20 protein-coding genes are annotated in these 21,229 nt (G+C 75.2%); 2 read left to right on the forward strand and 18 right to left on the reverse strand.

Features of this window, described 5'->3' with window-relative positions; genetic code table 11:
- The 14 genes from ABGB16_RS00270 to eno all read right to left on the reverse strand — a co-directional run bounded on the left by ABGB16_RS00270 (window position 1) and on the right by eno (window position 11,960).
- Window positions 1-1,005 carry a MoxR family ATPase gene (locus ABGB16_RS00270; protein WP_347665880.1) on the reverse strand — a complete coding sequence of 335 codons (1,005 nt, stop codon included), beginning with the start codon at window positions 1,003-1,005 and terminating at the stop codon, window positions 1-3.
- Window positions 1,005-1,565, reverse strand: coding sequence for a hypothetical protein (locus ABGB16_RS00275; protein ID WP_347666042.1), 561 nt, complete (start codon window positions 1,563-1,565; stop codon window positions 1,005-1,007). Before ABGB16_RS00275 ends, ABGB16_RS00270 begins: the two co-directional genes overlap by 1 nt.
- A gap of 17 nt (window positions 1,566-1,582) precedes the next feature.
- Complete coding sequence (locus ABGB16_RS00280) at window positions 1,583-2,344, reverse strand: DUF4129 domain-containing protein (protein ID WP_347666043.1); 762 nt, start codon at window positions 2,342-2,344, stop codon at window positions 1,583-1,585.
- 18 nt (window positions 2,345-2,362) lie between these two features.
- Complete coding sequence (locus tag ABGB16_RS00285; RefSeq protein WP_347666044.1) at window positions 2,363-3,076, reverse strand: uracil-DNA glycosylase; 714 nt, start codon at window positions 3,074-3,076, stop codon at window positions 2,363-2,365.
- A 19-nt stretch (window positions 3,077-3,095) separates the two neighbouring features.
- Window positions 3,096-3,782 (reverse strand): dienelactone hydrolase family protein, encoded by a 687-nt coding sequence (locus tag ABGB16_RS00290; RefSeq protein ID WP_347665881.1) that lies wholly within the window; start codon window positions 3,780-3,782, stop codon window positions 3,096-3,098.
- A gap of 229 nt (window positions 3,783-4,011) precedes the next feature.
- Window positions 4,012-4,578 (reverse strand): hypothetical protein, encoded by a 567-nt coding sequence (locus tag ABGB16_RS00295; protein ID WP_347665882.1) that lies wholly within the window; start codon window positions 4,576-4,578, stop codon window positions 4,012-4,014.
- Window positions 4,579-4,758: 180 nt separating this feature from the next.
- Complete coding sequence (locus tag ABGB16_RS00300; protein WP_347665883.1) at window positions 4,759-5,778, reverse strand: hypothetical protein; 1,020 nt, start codon at window positions 5,776-5,778, stop codon at window positions 4,759-4,761.
- Complete coding sequence (locus ABGB16_RS00305) at window positions 5,775-6,107, reverse strand: PadR family transcriptional regulator (RefSeq protein ID WP_347665884.1); 333 nt, start codon at window positions 6,105-6,107, stop codon at window positions 5,775-5,777. Before ABGB16_RS00305 ends, ABGB16_RS00300 begins: the two co-directional genes overlap by 4 nt.
- A 449-nt stretch (window positions 6,108-6,556) precedes the next feature.
- Window positions 6,557-7,486, reverse strand: coding sequence for a Ppx/GppA phosphatase family protein (locus ABGB16_RS00310; protein WP_347666045.1), 930 nt, complete (start codon window positions 7,484-7,486; stop codon window positions 6,557-6,559).
- Between the two features lie 22 nt (window positions 7,487-7,508).
- The gene (locus ABGB16_RS00315) at window positions 7,509-8,594 is read right to left on the reverse strand and encodes a hypothetical protein (RefSeq protein ID WP_347665885.1); all 1,086 of its coding nucleotides are present in this window, start codon (window positions 8,592-8,594) and stop codon (window positions 7,509-7,511) included.
- A gap of 322 nt (window positions 8,595-8,916) precedes the next feature.
- A complete protein-coding gene (locus ABGB16_RS00320; protein ID WP_347665886.1) occupies window positions 8,917-9,426 on the reverse strand; it encodes an amino-acid N-acetyltransferase in 510 nt (169 codons plus the stop codon).
- Window positions 9,423-9,980 carry a DUF501 domain-containing protein gene (locus ABGB16_RS00325; RefSeq protein WP_347665887.1) on the reverse strand — a complete coding sequence of 186 codons (558 nt, stop codon included), beginning with the start codon at window positions 9,978-9,980 and terminating at the stop codon, window positions 9,423-9,425. Before ABGB16_RS00325 ends, ABGB16_RS00320 begins: the two co-directional genes overlap by 4 nt.
- Window positions 9,981-10,014: 34 nt before the next feature.
- The gene (locus ABGB16_RS00330) at window positions 10,015-10,647 is read right to left on the reverse strand and encodes a septum formation initiator family protein (RefSeq protein ID WP_347665888.1); all 633 of its coding nucleotides are present in this window, start codon (window positions 10,645-10,647) and stop codon (window positions 10,015-10,017) included.
- Between the two features lie 29 nt (window positions 10,648-10,676).
- Window positions 10,677-11,960, reverse strand: coding sequence for a phosphopyruvate hydratase (gene eno, locus ABGB16_RS00335; RefSeq protein ID WP_347665889.1), 1,284 nt, complete (start codon window positions 11,958-11,960; stop codon window positions 10,677-10,679).
- A gap of 211 nt (window positions 11,961-12,171) precedes the next feature.
- Here eno and ABGB16_RS00340 point away from each other — a divergent pair, with 211 nt between their 5' ends.
- Both ABGB16_RS00340 and ABGB16_RS00345 read left to right on the forward strand, forming a co-directional pair.
- Window positions 12,172-12,864: a hypothetical protein gene (locus tag ABGB16_RS00340; protein WP_347665890.1), complete on the forward strand. Its 693-nt coding sequence runs from the start codon at window positions 12,172-12,174 to the stop codon at window positions 12,862-12,864.
- 56 nt (window positions 12,865-12,920) lie between these two features.
- Window positions 12,921-13,805, forward strand: a complete 885-nt coding sequence (locus ABGB16_RS00345; protein ID WP_347665891.1) for an NUDIX domain-containing protein — start codon at window positions 12,921-12,923, stop codon at window positions 13,803-13,805.
- 60 nt (window positions 13,806-13,865) lie between these two features.
- Here ABGB16_RS00345 and ABGB16_RS00350 read toward each other — a convergent pair whose 3' ends face one another.
- From ABGB16_RS00350 to mfd, 4 genes are all read right to left on the reverse strand, one after another.
- A complete protein-coding gene (locus tag ABGB16_RS00350; RefSeq protein ID WP_347665892.1) occupies window positions 13,866-15,482 on the reverse strand; it encodes a DUF885 domain-containing protein in 1,617 nt (538 codons plus the stop codon).
- Window positions 15,483-15,571: 89 nt separating this feature from the next.
- On the reverse strand, window positions 15,572-16,570 hold the full coding sequence (locus ABGB16_RS00355) for a nucleoside triphosphate pyrophosphohydrolase (protein WP_347665893.1): 999 nt from the start codon (window positions 16,568-16,570) through the stop codon (window positions 15,572-15,574).
- Window positions 16,567-17,340 carry a hypothetical protein gene (locus tag ABGB16_RS00360; RefSeq protein WP_347665894.1) on the reverse strand — a complete coding sequence of 258 codons (774 nt, stop codon included), beginning with the start codon at window positions 17,338-17,340 and terminating at the stop codon, window positions 16,567-16,569. The genes ABGB16_RS00355 and ABGB16_RS00360 overlap by 4 nt, the downstream gene beginning before the upstream one ends.
- A gap of 154 nt (window positions 17,341-17,494) precedes the next feature.
- Window positions 17,495-21,148, reverse strand: a complete 3,654-nt coding sequence (gene mfd / locus ABGB16_RS00365) for a transcription-repair coupling factor (protein WP_347665895.1) — start codon at window positions 21,146-21,148, stop codon at window positions 17,495-17,497.
- Window positions 21,149-21,229 lie beyond the last annotated feature (81 nt).

Here is a 21,229-nt window from a genome sequence, read left to right on the forward strand (position 1 = left end):
TCAGTGCCCGGCGCCGGCGGCGTAGCTGGGCAGCGCGCCGCTCGCCGGGGCCGGGGTCTGGTCGAGCACCTCACCGACGACGAAGGACGGGTCGACCCGGCGCAGCCACATCTCGGGGCGCAGCGTGATCCGGTGCGCCAGCGCCGGGACGGCCACCTCCTTGACGTCCTCCGGCACCACGTAGTCCCGGCCGGCGAGGACCGCCCGGGCGCGGGCGAGCAGCAGCAGCGCCAGCGAGCCGCGCGGGGACGCCCCGACCAGCACCGACGGGTGCTCCCGGGTCGCGGCGGTCAACTGCACGATGTAGCGGCCGAGGGAGTCCTCCACCACCACGTCCTCCAGGGCGGCCTGCATGGCCCGCAGGGTGGCGGCGTCGACGACCGGCTTGATCTCGGCCTCCTCGCGGCGGCGGGCGATGCGCCGGCGCAGCACGTCCCACTCCTCCTCGTGGTCGGGGTAGCCGAACGACACCCGCAGCAGGAACCGGTCGAGCTGCGCCTCCGGCAGCGGGTACGTCCCCTCGTACTCGATCGGGTTCGCGGTGGCCAGGACGTGGAACGGCTCGTCGAGCCGGTAGGTCACGCCCTCCACGGAGACCTGCTTCTCCTGCATCGCCTCGAGCAGCGCCGACTGGGTCTTCGGCGGCGTCCGGTTGATCTCGTCGGCGAGCAGCAGGTTGGTGAAGACCGGGCCGGCGCGGAACGCGAAGTCGCCGCTGCGCTGGTCGTAGAGGAACGAGCCGGTGACGTCGGCGGGCAGCAGGTCCGGGGTGAACTGGAGGCGGCGGAAGTCCAGGCCGAGGGCCTGGGCGAAGGACCGGGCGGTCAACGTCTTGCCGAGGCCGGGCAGGTCCTCCAGCAGCACGTGGCCGCCGGCCAGGATGCCGGAGAGGACCAGTTCCAGGGCCTCCCGCTTGCCGACCACGACCGAGCCGACCGCGTCCAGCACCGTCCGGGCCAGGCGGCCCACCTCGGCGGCGGGCACGGTCCGGTCCACGTCGTTCATCAAATCTTCTCCAGTTCGGCGACGATCGCCGCGAGCTCGCGCGGCGAGGGGGTACGTCGGGGCGGGGCGTCGAGGAACGCCCACAGCCGGTCGCCCAGCAGGGCGCGGGCGCGGGCCGGGTCCGACTCGCGGGTCACGCCGTGCCGCTGGCGCAGCCGTTCGTCGGCCAGTTCCCCGAGCCGGGGCAGGATCACCTTGGCGAACCGGTCGGGGTTGCCCCCGCACCAGTCCAGCGGGCGTTCCCAGCCGATGACCGCGGCGCGCAGCGCGTCCCGGGCCGTCCAGTGGTAGTGGCCGTCCTCCTCGCCGGCGGGCGCCCGGCCCCCGGCCCGGGGCGGGGGCGGCGGGGTGAGCGCGGCGGTGACCCGGCGCACGGCGAGCAGGGCGAGCACGCCGGCGACGACGATCCAGAGCGAGACCTGCAGGCCGACGGCCCGCAGGCCGGTGACCACCACCGCGGTCAGCGCCCCGGCCGCGGCCAGGGCCTTCAGCACCGAGCGGACCCGCCCGCCCCCGGTCGGCCCGGCCGGCCGCGGGCGTTCCTCCTCGAACGTCAGCAGGTCGTGGATGCTGGTGCTCACGCGCCCACCACCCCGCCCCGGGCGGCGGGCGTCGACTCACCGGCGGCCACGGCGGTCAGCTCGCCGCGCAGCCGACGCAGGGCGGCCCGGGCCTGGTCGCGGGTGCGCTCGCCGACCGGCCGGGTGGCGTACCGGGCCTCGCGGTAGACGTGGGCGAACTCGGCCAGCACGTCGGCGCTGACGATCGCCGGCACCCCCGCCTCGGGATCGCCGCGCAGCAGGCGGGTGACCAGGTCGGTGGGGGTGTCTCCGGCCCGTCGCCGCACCCCGGCCGCGGCGGCGGCCTCCTCCAGGCGTACCCAGCAGGCGATCACGGCGGTGCGCGGGTCCACGTCGGCGTCGTCCAGCTCGACCAGGCCGGCGTCGAGCGCGGCGACCACCTCGCGGGCGGTGCCCTCGGCGGTGCGCCGGGCCCGGCCCTGCGGCAGCGCCCGGCTGGTGCGCCGGGCCACGCCCCGCAGCAGCGTCCACACCAGGTAGCCGAGGGCGACGGCGATCGCCAGGCCGAGCAGGATCAGCGCCACGGTGCCGAGCCACCCGGGGATGTGCGCCCGGGTGCTCTCCCCGGCGTCGCGGGGCTCGGCCGGGAGCGACGGCGGCGCCACGGAGGGGTACTCCGGCACGTACGGGACGTTGTCGACGGCCGGCGGGATGCGGCTGGCCCCGATCGACGAGTGACCGGCGGCGAGCGCGGCGACGGCGAGCAGGACGGTCACCGCCGCGACCGGCCACCACCTGCGCAGCACGCCGAGGTCCATCGCCACCGTCCCATGCCGTCAGTCCACTTCGGCCAGCCGCTTCGCCCGGTCGAACACGTCGTCGAGCATCGCCGGCGTCAACCGCCCGGTGAAGGTGTTCTGCTGGCTGACGTGGTAGCAGCCGAGCAGATCCGGTACGGCCCCGCCGGACCAGTGTGCCCCATGGCCGAACGCCGGTCGCGGGCTGGGCGGGCGGACGCCGTACACCGCGCGCAGCGTGGGCCACCACGCGGCCCAGGCGAACGCGCCCAGCGCGACCACGACGCGCAGGCTCGGCCTGATGAGCGCGACCTCGCGGCGCAGCCACGGGGCGCAGGTGTCCCGCTCGGCCGGCGTCGGCTTGTTGTCCGGCGGCGCGCAGCGCACGGCGGCGAAGATGCGGGTGTCGCGCAGGGCCAGCCCGTCGTCGGCGGCGACGCTGGTCGGCTGGTTGGCCAGGCCGGCCCGGTGCAGCGCGGCGAAGAGCACGTCGCCGGAGCGGTCCCCGGTGAAGATCCGCCCGGTGCGGTTGCCGCCGTGCGCGGCGGGGGCCAGTCCGAGGATGGCGATCCGGGCGTCGGCGGCGCCGAAGCCGGGCACGGGCCGCCCCCAGTACTCCTGGTCCCGGAAGGCCGCCCGCTTCGTCCGGGCGGCCTCCTCCCGCCAGGCGACCAGGCGGGGGCAGGCGAAGCAGTCGCTGATCGCGCGGTCGAGGTCGGGCAGGTCGGTCGCCCGCGCGGCGCGGGCGACCACCTCGCCGGGGGTACGGGGCTCAGCCAAGCTTCGCCCGGAACAGTTCGAGGGTGCGGGCCCAGGCGGTGGCCGCCGCGCGCTGGTCGAAGTGGCCCGGCCGGTCCTCGTTGAAGAACGCGTGCGCGGTGCCCGGGTAGTCGTAGGTCTGGCAGGCGCCGCCGGCCGCCTCGACGGCCCGGCGTACGGTCTGCACGCCCTCGTCGGCGGAGGTGCCGTCCGCCTCGGAGCAGTGGATGAGCGCCGCCTTGCCCGCGTACTCGGCCCAGTCGGTGCGCATGCCCTCCCAGGGCAGCCGGGGGTAGAAACCGGCGGTGGCGACGATCCGCTCGGAGCACGTCCCCGACCAGAGTGCCAGGCTGGCGCCGGCGCAGAAGCCGGCGCAGCCGACCGGGCCGCTGACCTCCGGACGGGCGGCGAGGTACTCCGCGGCGGCGGCGATGTCCGTGGCCGCCTCGTCCATCTGCGTGCTGTTCAGCATCTGCCGGGGCTCACTCGGCCGGCTGGCCGGCCCGCCGTGGCGGAAGTCCGGCGCGAGGGCGACGAAGCCCGCCTCCGCGAAGCGGTCCACCACCGCCCGTACGTGGGGCACCAGGCCCCACCAGTCCTGGATGACGATGACCGCCGGGCTGGCCGCACCGCCGGAGGGTATCGCGAGATACCCCTCGCTCGCCCCTCCGTTGCTGGTGAAGCTCACCATCTCGCCCATCGACCCGTCCTCCTAGCGGTCAGTCATCGTCGGCTGGTCGCAGGGTGTTCCTACGTGCCGGTAGCCTCCCACGCCGCGACGGCCGCCGGAAGACGGCGAAACAGTGGCGTTCACCTCCCGTTGTCCCGCCGGTGACCCCCGGGTACGCCCGCGGCGGCGCGGTCGTCCCGCGCCGCCACCGGCCGGTGCCGGGCCGTTCGGGTCGGGCCGGCATGCGGGGTACGGCCCGTCAGGCCTTCTTCGTCAGGCAGAGCAGGTAGCCGGTGCTGCCCGGCTTGATGTTGTAGAAGAAGTAGCCGTCCTGACCCGGCTGGAGGAACTGCTTGCAAGCCTCGCCCGTCCTGGCCTGGGACTCGCTCTGCCCGTTCACCCGACCGGCCACCGTGTACACCGCCTTGGTCGAGGTGCACGGTACGACCTCGGCGCCGCTGGCGTCCTTGCGCTCGCCGTCGGTCACCTCCGGCAGTTCGGCGAGGCAGTCGCCGGCCTTGGCGTCGGCCGTGGCGTCCTCGTCGAACGCCGCGGCCACGGCGGTGCCGAGCCCGAACTTGAGCGCCGCTACCACGCCGACGGCGAGCAGCGCGGCGGCGACACCGAGCACCTTGCGGGCGACGGACCGCTTCGCCTCCGGCTGCGCGCCGTCCACCTCGGCCTGCTCCGTCCCCTGCCCGGCCGTCGTCGGCGCTGTCTCCTGCCCGGCCGCCGCCGGCCCTGTCGGCCGCTCGGCCGGCTGGTCGGCGGGCCGGGGCGCGTCCTCGGACGACGCGGCGGGGGGCATTGCGACCTGCTCTGACACGGGGATTCCTTCCGTGGGGCGGATGAGCAGACGAAACCGTAGCGATCACCATCGTGGGGCGATGTCCCGTTCGGCTCGTCCGTTCAGCCAATTTCCACCCGAGGTTCACCCGGCCGGGCGCCACGGCACGTCAGGGCGCCGGGAGGACCCGGCGCCCTGACGTGTGACGTGCCCCATAGGTCAGGAGGTGGGCTCCGGCGCCACAGTCGACGCCGAGGCGCCGGCCGTCGGAGCGGGGCGGCCGGTGGGCACGCCGGACGCCGTGGGCGCCCCCGGCGGCGTCGCCGTCCCCGAGGGCTCGGGCAGCGGGCCGACGGGCGGCGCCGGGCTACCGGGCGGCGTCGGACCCGCCCCCGGACCGGACCGGTACGGCGCCTGCTCCGGGCAGTACGGGTAGGTCGGCGCCCCCGGCTGCGGCGCGACGAACCTGTCGGCGCAGTCCGGGTACCCGATCCGGATCGGGTTGCCGTCCTGGTCGAACAGCCGGGCGTTCTCCACGAGCCGCCCCTCGCTGTCGTACACGAAGACGTCCCGGATGAACGGCGCCTCCACCGACGCCGGCTGGTACCCGGAATCGTTCCGGCCCAGCTGTCCATCCGCGTCGGCGAACCCGGCGATCGCGAAGACGGCGAGCACCGCCGTGCCGGCGTTGACCGCGATCCGGGGCCAGCGCCGCAGCTCCGGGGCGCGCCGGCCGAGCCACACCGAGGCGACCACGCAGGCGCCGAGGAGCAGCAGCGCGGCGAGGGTGCTGCCGCCCAGCCTCGGCAGCAGCCCGAACGCCGCGCCCGTGGTGACCGTGGTGATCAGCATGGCGGCCAGGTACCCGCGCAGGACCCACCACGCGGGGCGGAGCAGCCGCAGGTACTCGCTCGCGGAGGCGTACCCCAGGACGGGACCCAACCGGGAGTCGGCCGCGCGCAGCCGGGCGCGCAGCCGGGCCGTGGCGGCCGCGACCCGCTGGTCCAGGTTGCGGGCGGCGGCCGGGCCCCCCGCGCCGGCCGCCGCCCGCAGCTCCGCCGCGTACGCCTCGGGCGCGCCCAGCCGGTCGGCCAGGGGCCCGTCGCCCTCGGCGGCCACCTCAGCGAGGTGCTCCGGCAGGTCCTCGGTCAACTCGTCGCGGACGGCCGGCGGCAGATCCGCCAGGGCGGCCCGGACCCGGGCCACGTACTCCGCGATCTCCTGCTCCATGACGGTCATGCCGCCGCCCCCCGATCGTCGAGCAGACTGTCCATGGTGGTGGCGAACGAACGCCAGAGCTTGCCGGAGCGGGTCAACTGGTCCCGGCCGGCGGCGTTGAGCGAGTAGTACTTGCGGTGCGGGCCGGACTCGCTCGGCACGACGTACGTGGTCAGCAGGCCGGCGGCGAAGAGCCGGCGCAGCGTGCCGTAGACCGAGGCGTCGCCGACCTCCTCCAGCCCGGCCTCGCGGAGCCGGCGCAGGATGTCGTACCCGTAGCCGTCCTCCTCCCGGAGCACGGCGAGGACGGCGAGGTCCAGCACGCCCTTCAACAGCTGGGTGGTATCCACGCATCACACACTACTGTGCATTGCGAAATACCGTCAACGAACGCGGCCGGCAGCGGTACCGGCGCGGCACTCGCGGCGGCAGCCTCCGGCACCACCGCCAGCTGCATCACGCACAGTAATCCAGCGGCGGACGCGGCCACCGCCCTTCGCCCCCTTTGCTCTGCACCCAAGGAGGCGACACCGCCGTGAACAGGGGCGGTAGAAGCCATCCGCCTCCCCAAAGATTGCGGCGGGGTCACGCAGCGTGCCTGCCGCGTCTGCGGGTGCAGAGCAAAGGGGGCGGCGGGCGGGGGGCGGCGGGCGACGCCAGCGCCTGAGGAACCCGCGTTGTCGGCGATGTGGGGTGGTCGGGGTGGCCTGGATACCGCGATGCCGCCGATGTGGCGGTGGCGCCGATGTGGCGGTGGCGCCGATGTGGCGGTGGCGCCGATGTGGCGGTGGCGCCGCGGCTAGGCCAGGCTCCAGGCGATGCCGTCGAGGATGTCGTGCTCGGAGGCGACCACGGACGGCATCCCGGCGCGTTCCATGATCACGCGGAGCACCAAGGCGCCCGCCCCGATCACGTCGGCCCGCCCCGGGTGCATCGCCGGGATCGCCAGCCGCTGCTCGCGGCTCTTGCCCAGCAGGTCGGCGGTCACCCGGGCCACCTCGTCGTAGGACACGCGGGCGTGGTGGATGCGCTCGGGGTCGTACCCGGGGAGCCCCTCCGCGACGGCGACCACGGTGGTGACCGAACCGGCGAGCCCGACCAGCGTGGCGGCCTCCCGCCCCGGCACGGCCGCCAGCGCGCGGTCCACCGCGGCGGCGATGTCGGCCTGCGCGGCGGCGATCTGGTCCAGGCCCGGCGGGTCGCCGTGCAGGTGCCGCTCGGTCATCCGGACGCAGCCGACGTCCACCGAGATCGCGGCCCGCACGCCGCCCTCGCGGGTGCCGACCACGAACTCGGTCGACCCGCCGCCGATGTCGACGACCAGGTACGGCGGCTGCGCGTCGGCCGGCAGGCCCCGGACCGCGCCGGTGAACGAGAGCCGGGCCTCCTCGTCGCCGGTGACCACCTCCGGGCCGACGCCGAGGGTCTGCTCCACCATCGCCCGGAAGTCCCCCGCGTTGGAGGCGTCCCGGGACGCCGAGGTGGCGCACATCCGCACCCGCTCCGCGCCCAGCTTCTCGATGTCGGCCGCGTACGAGGCCAGCACGACCCGGGTCCGCTCGATCGCCTCCGGGGCGAGCCGGCCCGTCCGGTCGACGCCCTGGCCGAGCCGGACGATCTCCAGCCGCCGGACCAGCTCGCCCAGCGGCGAGTCCGGCCCGGCGTCCGGGCCGGGCAGGTCGGCGACCAGCAGTCGGATCGAGTTGGTCCCGCAGTCGATGGCGGCCACGCGCGTCGTCACGGCAGCAACCCTACGGCAGCGGGCCGGGTGTGGCCGGCCGAGCCGCCTCCCCGGGCGGGCGGAACCGGGCCGCCCCACAAACCCGGAGTGCCTCGGTAGCCGGAAGCGCCCCGGCCGCGGGCGGGCCGGCGCCGCCGCGGCGGCGCACGAGGTCCGGCAACCAGCCGAGAAGGCCGACGAGCAGCAGCGCCGACAGCAGCGGCAGTCGCCACCACCAGCGCACCGTGGCCGGCGGCGGGTCCGGCGGCGCGGCCACCCACGGCCGGGCGGTCTTCGACCAGGCCAGGAACGCGTCGCCGACCGGGAGCGCGCCGAGGGCGTACCGGCGGGTCCACGGGGTGTCGACGGGCAGGCCGACCAGCTCGCCGTAGTTCGCCAGCGCCCCGGCGAGCGCGGCGTCGCCCTGGGACTGCGCGACGCCGAGGGCGACCACGGTGGCCGACAGGCTCACCCCGAGCACCAGCGGGCCGGAGTCGACGTCGCCCGCTCCCGTCATGCCGTCCGGGTACTCGCGCACGGCCGGGCCGAGCCCGAGCGGCGCGGCCACGTACCGGTCGCGGAAGCGCAGGTACTGCTCGCGGGCGAACGCCGGGTCGACGTCCACCAGGAACCGCTGGATGACGCTCTGCGAGGTGGCCCGGGCCACCTCGGCCGGGGCGCCGGTGGCCAGGTCCACCCGGTGCGGCAGCAGCCTGGTACGCGGGTCCAGGCGCTGCCGGACGCCGTCCAGCCAGCGCGCCACGGTCGGCGCGAAGCGGGGCGGCAGCAGCGCGTCGTGCAGCCGCAGCGAGGCCACGGCCACGGTGGAGTCCACCGGCCACGCCTGCCCCGGGTACGCGGCCAGGTACGGCGACGCCGACGCGTCGAACGCGGCCCCGATGGCGGCCGACGCCTCGGCGAAGCGGCGCACCTCGGCCGGGTCGCGGCCGGCCGCCGGTTGCAGGGCCAGCACGCCGCCGCGCAACCAGTTCGTCCAGCCCTGCCAGAAGATCCCGTACGCGGGGACGAGCCCGGCGTCGAACGGGGCCCGCCCGGCGGGCGACTCCAGCCGCGCGAGCGCCCAACGGGCCTCCCGCAGCGCCGTCCCCCGCCGCACCGCCGGCGCCCGCAGACCCAGCTCGACGTGGGCCAGCCCGTACAGGGCGTGGGTGAAGAAGTAGCCTCCGGGAACAGCGCCTGCGCGTCCTCGCCCGCGCCGTCGTCGAGCGCGGCACGCAGGAAGGCGAGCTGCCGGGCCACCCCCGGCGGCTGACCGGCCGGGCCGGCGGTGGCCGGCGCGACCAGGCGTACCGCCCCGGTCAGGGCGACGGCGCTCAGCAGCACGGCGCACACCCGACGCACGATCCCGCTGCTCGCCGGCTTGGTCGCCGCCCGGGTACCCATACCCGTCAGGATGCCGGACGTGATCAAGCATGCCCCTACAGGCGCAGCAGCATCCGGGTGTTGCCCAGGGTGTTCGGCTTGACCCGTTCCAGGTCGAGGAACTCGGCGACGCCCTCGTCGTACGAGCGCAGCAGCTGCTCGTACACCGGCTGCGGCACGGGCGCGCCGTCGATCTCACGGAAGCCGAACCCGCCGAAGAACCGGGTCTCGAAGGTGAGCACGAAGATCCGGGCCACCCCGATCTCCCGGGCCGCCTCGATCAGCTCGGCGACGAGCCGGTGCCCGATCCGCCGCCCCCGGTACGCCGGGTCCACGGCGACCGTGCGGATCTCGGCCAGGTCCTCCCACATGACGTGCAGCGCCCCGCAGCCGACCACCGCCCCGTCGGGCGCGACCGCGACGCGGAACTCCTGCACGTCCTCGTACAGCGTGACGGTGGCCTTGCTGAGCAGCCGCCGGTCGTCGGTGTAGGTGTCCACCAGCCGCCGGATGCCGCGCACGTCGGAGGTGCGGGCGCGGCGCACCACGACGTCGTCGGTGGTCACGGCTGCCCCGGCACGTCCACGCAGGGGCCGGCCGTCCACCACTTCTCCACCAGCGCCAGCGTCTCGTCCCCGAACGGGTTGACCCCCGGGCCGGCGCCGAGCGCGTGGCCCAGGTGCACGTGCAGGCACTTCACCCGGCCGGGCATGCCGCCGGCGGAGATGCCGGCGATCTCCGGCACCTCGCCGATCGCCTCACGGCGGGCCAGGTAGTCCTCGTGCGCCGCCCGGTACCGGGCGGCCAGCTCCGGGTCGGCGGCCAACCGCTCGGCCATCTCCTTCATCAGCCCGGCGGACTCCAGCCGGCTGCACGCGGCGGTCGCCCGGGGGCAGGTCAGGTAGAACAGCGTCGGGAACGGCGTCCCGTCGGCCAGCCGGGGGGTCGTCTCGACGACGTCGGGCAGGCCGCAGGGGCAGCGGTGGGCCACCGCCCGGGTGCCGCGGGGCGGGCGTCCGAGCTGCGCGGCCACCGCGGCCAGGTCGGCCTCGGTGGCCGGTTCCCGTCGCGGCGGGGGTACGGAGCCCGCCGCCGGCTCCTGCGGTGGTACGACAGTCACGGTGCCCATCTTTCGTCGGTGCTGGATCGGGTGGTCAGCCGGCGGGGCGCTCGGCGTTCGCGGCCTGGACGCTGGACCACAGGGTGTCGTACCAGGGTTCCGGGTCCGTGGGCGGTGCGGGCGGGGCACCGCCGGCGGCGTCCCGGGCCGCGCCCTCCGGGTCGTACAGCACGATCACCGGCACCTCGCCGGGGTAGACCATGCCGAAGCGCTCCCGGGCCTGGATGCGGATGTACTCTTTGTCGCGCCACTTGGCCGCCCGGTCCGACAGCTTGGCGATGTGCTCGCGCTGGGCCTCCTGGGACGCCTGCATCCGCTCGATGTCGGCCTGCTGGTCGAGGTAGACCCGGACCGGGTAGGTGTACGCGAGGGCGAGCGCGATCAGCACCGCGAACAGCACGGTGGCGCGCCCGGTGAACCGTCGGGGGTGGGGTGCGGAGATCCGCTTGACCCCGCCGCCGGCCCCCGTACGACGGGCCGCGGCGGGACGGTTCGCGGAGCGTACCCCGTCGGTGGCCCGCACCGTGCTGGGCGACCGGCCGGCGGCGCGCTGATCCGCGCGGACGCCGTCGCGGGCCGACCCGCGCGCGCGGGCCCCGCCCGGCCGGCCGGGGTGACCCGGCCGGCGGACGGGGCGCTGACCGTTCGGCGTGCGCCGCTGCTGCATCGACACCCCTCCCCCGAAGGCTGCCCGTCTCAGGCGGAACGGTAACGCGGGAACGCGCCCGCCCCGGCGTACCGCGCCGCGTCGGCCAGCTCCTCCTCGATGCGGAGCAGTTGGTTGTACTTGGCCACCCGGTCCGAGCGGGCCGGGGCGCCGGTCTTGATCTGGCCGCAGCCGGTGGCGACCGCCAGGTCGGCGATGGTGGTGTCCTCGGTCTCGCCGGAACGGTGGCTCATCATGCACGTGAAGCCGGCCCGGTGCGCCAGGTCCACCGCGTCCAGGGTCTCGGTGAGGGAGCCGATCTGGTTCACCTTGACCAGGACGGCGTTCGCCGCCTTCTCCGCGATGCCGCGGGCGATGCGCTGCGGGTTGGTGACGAACAGGTCGTCGCCGACGATCTGGATCCGGTCGCCGACCGCGGCAGTCAGCGTGGCCCAGCCGCTCCAGTCGTCCTCGGACAGCGGGTCCTCGATGGACACGATCGGGTAGTCGCCGATGAGCTTGGTGTAGTAGTTGCTCATCTCCTCGGCGGACTTGGCGCTGCCCTCGAAGGTGTACGTGCCGTTGTCGAAGAACTCGGTGGCGGCCACGTCGAGCGCGAAGACGATGTCGGTGCCGAGCCGGTAGCCGGCCTTCTCGACCGCCTCGGCGATCAGGTCCAGCGCGGCGGCGTTGGTGGGCAGGTTCGGGGCGAAGCCGCCCTCGTCGCCGAGCCCGGTGGAGAGGTCCTTCTTCTTCAGCACGGACTTCAGCGCATGGTAGACCTCGGTGCCGGAGCGCAGCGCCTCGCGGAAGCTGGGCGCGCCGATCGGCGCGATCATGAACTCCTGGATGTCGACGTTCGAGTCGGCGTGCGCCCCACCGTTCAGGATGTTCATCATCGGCACCGGGAGCAGGTGCGCGTTCGGGCCGCCCAGGTAGCGGAAGAGGCTCAGCTCGGCGCTGCCCGCCGCGGCCTTCGCCACCGCCAGCGAGACGCCGAGGATGGCGTTCGCGCCCAGCTCGGCCTTGTTGTCGGTGCCGTCGATGTCGAGCATCTTCTGGTCGATCAGCCGCTGCTCGCTGGCCTCGTAGCCGACCAGCTCGTCGACGATCCTGTCCTCGATGTTGGCGACCGCCTTCTTGACACCCTTGCCCTGGTAGCGGTCGGCGTCACCGTCGCGCAGCTCGATCGCCTCGAAGGCGCCGGTGGAGGCGCCGGACGGCACCGCGGCGCGGGCGATCGTGCCGTCGTCGAGCCCGACCTCGACCTCGACCGTCGGGTTGCCCCGCGAGTCGAGAATCTCCCGGGCGACGATTCCCTCGATGGTTGCCACTGAGTCGCTCCTCGTTTGTGTGTTCCGGTCCGGTATGGGCCGCGACGGTGCGGCTGAGGCAGGTGTTGAACGCAGCGTATCGGGCGACGGTCCGGCGTACCGCGTCGGTCGGCGCACCCGCCGGGGCCGCACGTCGGACATTCCCGTATTCTCGTGCCTCAACCGACAACCGGTTTGCGCGACGTGGCGCCGATCGACAAGGCTGGTCGACATGCCCGCCGCCTCGACGCCGTTCCGCGCGCTCGCACTGTCGGTCATCGCGTCGCTCACCGTCACCGGCTGCCAGGCCCTGGACGACGCGGGACGGGCGATCGGGCGGGCGGACCTGGTCAACGACCTCGCCGCCCGGCTGGACCAGGCGCTGGAGCTGACCTATTCCGCCGACTACCAGCTCCCCGCCGGGCGGACCGCCTCGATCGTCCAGGCCCAGGACCCGGCCCGCTCGGCGTACACCTGGCCGGGCGGGAAGCTGACCGTCACCGTCGAGGTCACCGCCCAGTGCGAGACCGACCGGGCCAGGGCGGTCTGCACGCTGCTCGCCCCGCCCGCGCCGAACGCGAAGCCCGCGGTGGCCCTGTTCGCTGAGGCGAAGCGGCGCGGCCTGGCCACCCCGCCGGTGGTGGTGGGGCTGCTCACCGAGGCCGCGCTCGACCCGCAGGCGGTCATCACGCAGAGCGACACCACCCTCGCCGGCCACCACGCCACCTGCGTCGACGTACGCCGCTCGGCCGGCGACTTCTCCGCCTGCGTCACCAACGAGGGCGCGCTCGGCAGCTTCACGGGCGAGCTGGACGGCTCGCCGGTGGAGCTGGCGCTGACCCGCTGGTCCGAGCAGATCGACGGGGCCAGCTTCGAGCTGCCGCCCGGGGCCGGCGTGGTGGACCGCCGCTCCGCCAACCCGTGACCCCGCCGGTGGAGCCCGCCACCCCGCGACCTGCTGGCGCCGCATCCGCCGCTCGGGTGGCCGGTCCGGCGCCCGGCTTCGCCGGCACGTCGGCCGCCGGGTTCGCACCGGGGGCGGACCGGCCCGGGCCACCCGTGCCCGACGACCTCGCCCTGCTGGTCGCCGGCAGGAAGCTGCTGACCGGCCCGGACGGCCGGTTCCCCCGGGTGGCCGAGCTGCCCGCCGACACCGCCTGGGTGCCGCTCGGCACGCTGGACGGGGTGCCGGCCTGGGGCGCGGAGGCGACCGAGGCCGGGCACGGGCCGGCAGAGCGCGACGACGACCGCCGCTGGCGGGGGTGGCGGGAACTCGTCGCCGAGCTGCCCGGACCGCAGGCCGACCTGGCCGGGCGGGCGCTGGCCGTGCTCACCTTCCGGCGCACCCACCGGTGGTGCGGCGCGTGCCGGGCCGAGCTGGTCGACGTGCCGGGCGAGACCGCCCGGCGCTGCCCGGACTGCAAACTGACCGTGTTCCTGCCGCTCTCCGTGGCGGTGCTGGTGGCGATCACCCGACCCGGCCGGGCCGGTGGCCCCGACGAGCTGCTGCTGGTCCGGCACGCGTACGGGCCGACCGAGCTGTGGGCGCTGGTCGCCGGGTTCGTGGAGGCGGGCGAGTCGCTGGAGGCGGCCGCCCAGCGCGAGGTGGCCGAGGAGGTCGGGCTGGCCATCGGGCGTCCCGCCTACGTCGACAGCCAGCCCTGGGCGATGTCCGGGCCGGGCACGCTGCTCGCCGGCTTCACCGCCACCGCCGCCGACCCGGCCGCCGAGCCGGTCGTCGACGGCCGGGAACTGGCGCAGGCCCGCTGGTTCCCGCTCGACGCGCTGCCGCCGGAGCTGCCGCCGGCGTACTCGATCTCGCGGTGGCTGATCGACCACCTGGCCGTCCGGCGCCCCGGGCGCTGACGCCTCCGCGCGGCCCGGCCGTCAACAAGGGCCCCCTTCCATGGGGCCCTGCCCTACAGCTCAGACGCCGAGCAGGGCGCGCAGGTGGCGCGGAGGCGGGCAGTCGTGGGCGAGCATCGCGTCGTGCCACTCGCGGACCGACACCCCGGCGGGGCGGAGCGCGGCGATCTCGGCCACCTCGCTGTACCCGACGAAGTAGGTGGAGAGCTGGGTGGAGGTGAGCAGCGCCCGGCGCCACTTGACGGCCGCCTCGCCCTCCTCCTGGAAGCCCCGCTCGGTCATCAGCGCCATCGCCTCGGACTCGGGCAGGCCCTCGCAGTGCACCAGCTGGTCGAGCAGCGCGTTGATGGTCATCCGCAGCTGCATCTTGAGCTGCTGCAACCGCACGGGCAGCCCGCCGAAGCCGAGCTTGGCCATCAGCTCCTCGGCGTACACCGCCCAGCCCTCGATGAACGGCCCGGACTCGGCCAGCGCCCGCACCCGGGTGCCGCCGGCGTACCGGCGGGCGTGGGCGAGCTGGAGGAAGTGCCCGGGCATCGCCTCGTGCACGGTCAGGTTGCGGATCATGTGGTCGTTGTACTCGCGGTAGAACGACTCGACCCGGGCCGCCGGCCAGTCCGCCGGGGTGGGCGCGATGCAGTAGAAGGTCGGCAGGGCGGCCGTCTCCAGCGGGCCGGGCGCGTCGCAGTACGCCACCGCCACCCCGCGGGCGAACTCCGGCATCTCCTGGATGACGCACGGGTCGTCGACGAGGGTCACCAGGTCGTGCGCGCGGACGAAGTCGGCCGCCTCGTCGAGCGCGACCGAGGCGAGATCCACGATGGTGGCGTCGTCCGGGTGCTCGGCGGCCAGCAGGTCCAGCGCCCGGCGTACCGTCTCGTCGTCGGCCGGCCCGCCGACCAGCTCGACGGCCGTTTCCCGGATCTCGGCGGTGACCCGGTCCAGGTTGGCCCAGGCCCGGCGGAGCACCTCGGCGGCGCCCAGCTCCGTGTCGAGGGCGTGCCAGAGCCGGGCCTCCCACAGTCGCCGGCCCAACCGGGGATCCCGCCCCGCCGCGTCGGCGGCCACGCCGGCGCGCAGCCAGGCGACGAACTCCTCCAGCGCGGCGATCGCGGCGGTGGCCGCCGGCTCCACCCGGTCGTACAGCGCCGGTGCCTCGGCCAGCAGCCCCGGCACCTCGTCGCGGATCAGCGCCGCCGTGCCGGTGAACTGCCCGACCGCCGTCTCGGCGTGGACCCGCGGCATGTCGCGCAGCGTCGCGCGGGCGGTGGCCAGGGCGTCCGGTACGGCGGCGAGCCGGCCGGCGAGGTGGGTCAGCCGCACCTCGGCCGGGGCGTACGGGCGGGCGAGCAGGGCGTGCAGCAGCGGACCGGGGTTGTGCCGCAGCGGGTCCCACTCGTACGCCCGGATCTCGGTCGACTCGAACAGCTCCCGGTCGACCAGGGCGCTGAGCAGGGCGTGGTCGACCCGCTCCTCGATGTCGAGGGAGTCCGGGTCCAGTTCGGAGAGTGCGTTCGCGGCGTCGGTCAGCATCGCCCGGTCGGCGGCCACCGCCTCGGCCGACAGGTCGGGCAGCCGGTCGTCGGCCCGATGATCCCCGGCCCACGACGCCAACTGGGGCCGACTGTCCAGCAACGCATCGACCACGTTCTCCGCGAGCACGGGAAAGGACTCCACACCTCGACCCTACCGACCGCCCCCGACTCTTCCGCCGATCATGGAGTTGACGGGGCGAAATGTCCGGCTCACCGCCGCCAACTCCATGATCAACTAGCCTCCGTCGCTGGGGGGACGGCCCCGCGCTCCGCCGTGCGGACCGCCTCCGCGTACGACAGGGCGGCGCGGCGGAGAGCGGCCTCCGGGTCCAGGTCCGCCTCGCGGGCGGCGGCGACCGCGGCGAGCAGACTCGCGCCGAGGCGGGCCTCCGGGTCCACCTGGGACTCGGCGAGCGGCGGCGGGACGGCCAGCCCGGCCCGGCCGGCGCGCTGCAGGATCTTGGCGGCCAGGGCGAGCGCGGGCAGGCTCGGGGCGATGCCGTCCAGCACGGACTCGCGAGCCTTCTCGGCCCGCTTGATCCGCTCCCAGGTGGCCGTGATGTCGTCCAGCGTGCCCGCCTCCGCCCCGGCGAAGACGTGCGGGTTGCGCCGCACCATCTTGTCGACCAGAGTGCCGGCCACGTCGTCGACGTTCCACCGCTCGCCCTCGGGCAGATCCTCGGCCAGCCGGGCGTGCAGCAGCACCTGGAGCAGCACGTCGCCCAGCTCCTCGCGGAGCGCGTCGGTGTCGTCGGCGCCGATCGCATCGTACGCCTCGTAGCACTCCTCGATCAGGAACGGGGCCAGGCTCCGGTGGGTCTGCGCCCGCTTCCACGGGTCGCCCCCCGGCGAGGCCAGCCGGTCCATCACCTCGACCGCGTCGAGCAGCCGGGCGCCCGGCGGGTCCCACGAGCCGTACATCAGCTCCAGCTCGGCCAGGCCGGGCTCGCGGGCCAGCCGCAGGCCCAGCTCCCGCGCCAGCGCCTCGTCGCCCGCCGGGCCCGCCAGCCAGACCACGACGCCCTGCGCCGCCGCCGCGTCCAGCAGGGCCTGCGTGGCCGGGCCGTCCACCACGGTCACCGCGCCGCCCGCCGCCCGCACCGCCGCCGTCAGCGGGCTCTCCGCCCCGGCCAGCACCGGGTTGCCGCGTACGGCGTCCCAGGCGGCGGCGGTCAGCAGCCCGGCCGGCAGCCGGGGCGAGGTGACCAGGAGGACGATCCGGGCGGTCATGCCCCGGCTGCCGCCGACGCCGCCGGGTTCTGCGGGGTGGAGATGTCGGTGACCGGGCCGTCGTGGTCGATGTACGGCAGCGAGTAGAAGACCAGCGCCTGGCCGGTGCTGACCACCGACGGCACGCCGATCGGCCGGTACCTCGGGTTGATCGACGCACCGGCCCGCTGCGCCTCCTCGCGCAGGGCGGAGCTGAGCGCGGTCGCGGCGCGGACGAAGCCGCCCTCGCCGAACGCCTGCCGGACCTGGGCCACGGTCAGCCCCGAGTTGATCGCCCCGGTCTTCTCGATGGCGTGGTAGACCGCCATGAGCGCGTCGTCGCTCAGCTCGGCCGGGGGCAGGCTGGCGCCCAGGACCTGGGAGATGTCGATCCACTCGGCCCAGAGCCTGGCGTACTCGGCCTCCGCGGGCACCCGGAGCTGCGGCGCCAGCTGCTCCGGCGTGACCTGGTCGGGCACCGTGGCGCCCTTCGCGGCGACCACCCGCCGGCCCAGCTCGATGCTGACCAGCAGGTTCAGCACGTCCTGCCGGGTCACCGCGGCGCGCTGCTGCTCCGGCGGCGGGGTGGCGCCGGTCTGCGCGGCCTGGGCGCGGACGGCGGCGCCGTACGTCGCCTGGACGTCGTCGTAGATGTCGTCCACCCGGGCGACCGAGTACGTCGTGTCGCCGACGTACGCGGCGACGCTCGGCGCGGACCTCCCGCACGCACCGAGGGAGAGGACACCGAGGGCCGCGACGGTGGCGGCGGCGATGAGACGGCGAGCACGCATGACGGTCACTCTCTCATGCGTCCGCACCGGTTGTGACGCCGCCCACCAGGAACGTGCCGGTCACCGGGCCCGCGGGGCCGACGCGGCACCGCCTACCGGGCGCGCCGGGCCGACGCGGCACCAGCTACCGGACGCCGGGCCGACGCGGCACCGCCTACCGGGCGCCCGCCCCGGCCGGCTGCGCCGCCCGCACCTCCCCCAGAACGTCGACGAGCAACTGCGCGCACCACTCCAGCAGGGCCTGGTCGCGCAGCGGCTCGCCGCCCACCCGACGGGTGCTCGGGCGGGGCACGCTGACCTGGTCGGCCGCCTGCTTGTAGACCGCGTCCGGGTGGTAGCGCTTGAGCCGCAGCTGCTTCGAGTCGGGCAGCGGCAGCGGGCTGAACCGGATGTGCTTGCCCTGCATCGAGACGTCGGTGAGGCCGTACCGGCGGGCCAGCAGCCGGAACCGCGCCACCGCGACCAGGTTCTGCACCGGGGCGGGCGGCTCGCCGTACCGGTCGGTCATCTCCGCGACGACCTCGCGCAGCCGTTCGGAGTCGCGCGCCTCGGCGAGCTTGCGGTACATCTCCAGCCGCAGCCGCTCCACCCCGACGTAGTCGTGCGGCAGGTGCGCGTCGACCGGGAGATCAATTCGGACGTCTTCCACCGTGCCGTCGGACTCCTGGCGCTCGCCCTTGAACGCCTGCACCGCCTCGCCGACCATCCGCACGTACAGGTCGAAGCCGACGCCCTCGATGTGGCCGGACTGCTCGCCGCCGAGCAGGTTGCCCGCGCCGCGGATCTCCAGGTCCTTCATCGCCACGTACATGCCGGCGCCCAGCTCGGTGTGCTGCGCGATGGTCGCCAGCCGCTCGTGGGCGTGCTCGGTGAGCGGCTTCTCCGGCGGGTAGAGGAAGTACGCGTACGCCCGCTCCCGGCCCCGGCCGACCCGGCCGCGGATCTGGTGGAGCTGGGCCAGGCCGAGCAGGTCGGCGCGCTCCACGATCAGGGTGTTGGCGTTCGGGATGTCGATGCCGGACTCCACGATCGTGGTGCAGACCAGGACGTCGAACTCCTTCTCCCAGAAGCCGACCATCACCTTCTCCAGCGCGTCCTCGCTCATCTGGCCGTGCGCCACCGCGACCCGCGCCTCGGGCACCAGCTCGCGGATGCGCCGGGCCGCCCGGTCGATCGACTCGACCCGGTTGTGCAGGTAGAACACCTGCCCGTCGCGCAGCAGCTCGCGGTGGATGGACGCCGCCACCTGCCGGTCGTCGTACGCCCCGACGAAGGTGAGCACCGGGTGCCGCTCCTCCGGCGGGGTGGCGATGGTGGACATCTCCCGGATGCCGGTGATCGCCATCTCCAGGGTCCGCGGGATCGGGGTGGCCGACATGGCCAGCACGTCGACCGAGGCGCGCAGCGTCTTCAGGTGCTCCTTGTGCTCGACGCCGAAGCGCTGCTCCTCGTCGATGATGACCAGCCCCAGCGACTTGAACCGGGTGGCCGCCTGGAGCAGCCGGTGGGTGCCGATGACGATGTCGACGGTGCCGTCCGCCACCATCGCCAGGGTCTGCTCGGACTCCTTCGGCGTCTGGAACCGGGACAGCTGCCGGATGGTGATTGGGAACTGGCTCATCCGCTCGAAGAACGTGTTGTAGTGCTGCTGCACCAGCAGGGTGGTGGGCACCAGCACCGCCACCTGCTTGCCGTCCTGCACCGCCTTGAACGCCGCCCGCACCGCGATCTCGGTCTTGCCGTACCCGACGTCGCCGCAGATCAGACGGTCCATCGGGACGGTCTGCTCCATGTCCCGCTTGACCTCCTCGATGGCGGCGAGCTGGTCCGGCGTCTCCTGCCAGGGGAAGGCGTCCTCCAGCTCCCGCTGCCACGGGGTGTCCGACCCGAAGGCGTGCCCCTTGGACGCCTTGCGGGCGGCGTAGAGCTGGATGAGCTGCGCGGCGATCTCGCGCACCGCCTTGCGGGCCCGGGCCTTGGACTTCTGCCAGTCCGCGCCGCCCATCTTGTGCAGGGCCGGCTGCTCCCCGCCGACGTACCGGGAGAGCTGGTCGAGCTGGTCGGTGGGGACGAACAGCCGGTCGCCGGGCTGGCCGCGCTTGCTCGGGGCGTACTCGATGACCAGGTACTCGCGGGACGCGCCGTTGACCGTGCGCTGCACCAGCTCGACGTACCGGCCGATGCCGTGCTGCTCGTGCACCACGTGGTCGCCGGCCCGCAGCTCCAGCGGGTCGATGGTGTTGCGCCGCCGGCTCGGCAGCTTGCGCATGTCCCGCGTCGAGGTGCCCCGGCCGCCGGTGACGTCGTCGCCGGTGAGCAGCACGAACCGGGACGCCTCGGCGACGAACCCGGCGATCAGCCGGCCGCAGGTGACGACCAGCTCGCCGGGGCCGGGCGGGGCGGTCACCTCCTCGGTGAACCGGGCGCCCAGGCCGGCGTCGCGCAGCACCTCGACGGCCCGCTGGGCGGGGCCGTGCCCCTCGAACACCAGCGCGGTCGACCAACCGTCGCCGGCCCAGCGCTTGAGGTCCTCGACCACTCGGCCGGTCTCGCCGTGGTACAGCGGGGCGGGCTGGCCGGCCAGGGTCACCACGATCGCGTCGTCGGGGGTCACGTCGACCTCGCTCGGCGCGTCCTCCCACGGCTGCCGGGCCGGCGTCGCCTCCGCTGCGACCAGGCCGAACGGGGCGACGGTCCACCAGGGCTGGCCGAGGGCGCGGGCCGCGGCGCGCACGTCGGCCAGGGTGCGGAAAGCGGCGGCGCCGAGGTCGACCGGGGCCTGGCCGCCGACCGCGGCGGCGGCCCAGCTCGCCTGGAGGAACTCCTCGGAGGTACGCACCAGGTCGTGCGCCCGGGTGCGGATCCGCTCCGGGTCGCAGAGCAGCACGTGGGTGCCGGCCGGCATGCAGTCGAGCAGCAGCTCCAGCGCGTCGGGGCCGACCAGCGCCGGGGCGAGCGACTCCATGCCCTCGACCGGTACGCCCCCGGCCAGCTTGTCTAGGATCTCGGCCAGCTCGGGGTGGTCCACCGCGAGGGCGGCGGCACGCTCCCGCACGTCCGGGGTGAGCAGCAGTTCCCGGCACGGCGGCGCCCAGAGCAGCGGCACGGTCTCGATGGTCCGCTGGTCGGCGACGGCGAAGGTGCGGATCTCCTCGACCTCGTCACCCCAGAACTCGACCCGGGACGGGTGCTCGTCGGTGGGCGGGAAGACGTCGAGGATGCCGCCGCGCACGGCGAACTCGCCGCGCTTGGTGACCAGGTCGACCCGGGCGTACGCCATGTCGGCGAGCCGGCGGGCGACGGCCTCCAGGTCGGCCTCGTCGCCGGCGGCGAGCCGCACCGGTTCCAGGTCGCCGAGGCCCTTGAGCTGCGGCTGGAGCAGCGAGCGGACCGGTGCGACGACCACCCACAGCGGCCCGGTGCGGCCGTGCGCGTCGACGGCGTCCGGGTGGGCGAGCCGGCGCAGCACCGCCAGCCGCCGGCCGACCGTGTCGGAGCGGGGCGAGAGCCGCTCGTGCGGCAGCGTCTCCCAGGACGGGTACACGGCCACCTGCTCGGCCGGCAGCAGGCTGCCCAGCGCCGAGGCCAGGTCGTCCGCCTCCCGGGTGGTGGCGGTCACGGCCAGCACGGGCCGGCCCGCCCCGCCAGCGGACTCGTCCGCGGCGACGGCTGCCACCGCGAACGGGCGCAGCGCCGTCGGCGCGGTCAGGTCCAGCCCGTCGACCTGGGCGGCACCGGAGCGCGCCAGGTCACGCGCCCGGGCCAGCCCGGGGTCGGCCAGGGCGGCGGCGAAGAGTCCGGTGAGCATCTCGAGATCACTTCCAGGAGGTCGGCGCACGACGACGACCCCGCGTCCGGCCGGACGGGGGGTTCCACGACCACCAGCCTA

Source organism: Micromonospora sp. B11E3 (assembly GCF_039871625.1).
Taxonomy (GTDB): Bacteria; Actinomycetota; Actinomycetes; order Mycobacteriales; family Micromonosporaceae; genus Micromonospora.

What these genes read in the sequence shown, in the direction of transcription:
- ABGB16_RS00280 (WP_347666043.1), bottom strand. Translation starts at nt 2,344, where the DNA reads ATGGACCTCGGCGTGCTGCGCAGGTGGTGGCCGGTCGCGGCGGTGACC.
- ABGB16_RS00360 (WP_347665894.1), bottom strand. Translation starts at nt 17,340, where the DNA reads ATGCGTGCTCGCCGTCTCATCGCCGCCGCCACCGTCGCGGCCCTCGGT.
- mfd (WP_347665895.1), bottom strand. Translation starts at nt 21,148, where the DNA reads ATGCTCACCGGACTCTTCGCCGCCGCCCTGGCCGACCCCGGGCTGGCC.
- ABGB16_RS00290 (WP_347665881.1), bottom strand. Translation starts at nt 3,782, where the DNA reads ATGGGCGAGATGGTGAGCTTCACCAGCAACGGAGGGGCGAGCGAGGGG.
- ABGB16_RS00270 (WP_347665880.1), bottom strand. Translation starts at nt 1,005, where the DNA reads ATGAACGACGTGGACCGGACCGTGCCCGCCGCCGAGGTGGGCCGCCTG.
- ABGB16_RS00300 (WP_347665883.1), bottom strand. Translation starts at nt 5,778, where the DNA reads ATGACCGTCATGGAGCAGGAGATCGCGGAGTACGTGGCCCGGGTCCGG.
- ABGB16_RS00330 (WP_347665888.1), bottom strand. Translation starts at nt 10,647, where the DNA reads ATGCAGCAGCGGCGCACGCCGAACGGTCAGCGCCCCGTCCGCCGGCCG.
- ABGB16_RS00355 (WP_347665893.1), bottom strand. Translation starts at nt 16,570, where the DNA reads ATGACCGCCCGGATCGTCCTCCTGGTCACCTCGCCCCGGCTGCCGGCC.
- ABGB16_RS00340 (WP_347665890.1), top strand. Translation starts at nt 12,172, where the DNA reads ATGCCCGCCGCCTCGACGCCGTTCCGCGCGCTCGCACTGTCGGTCATC.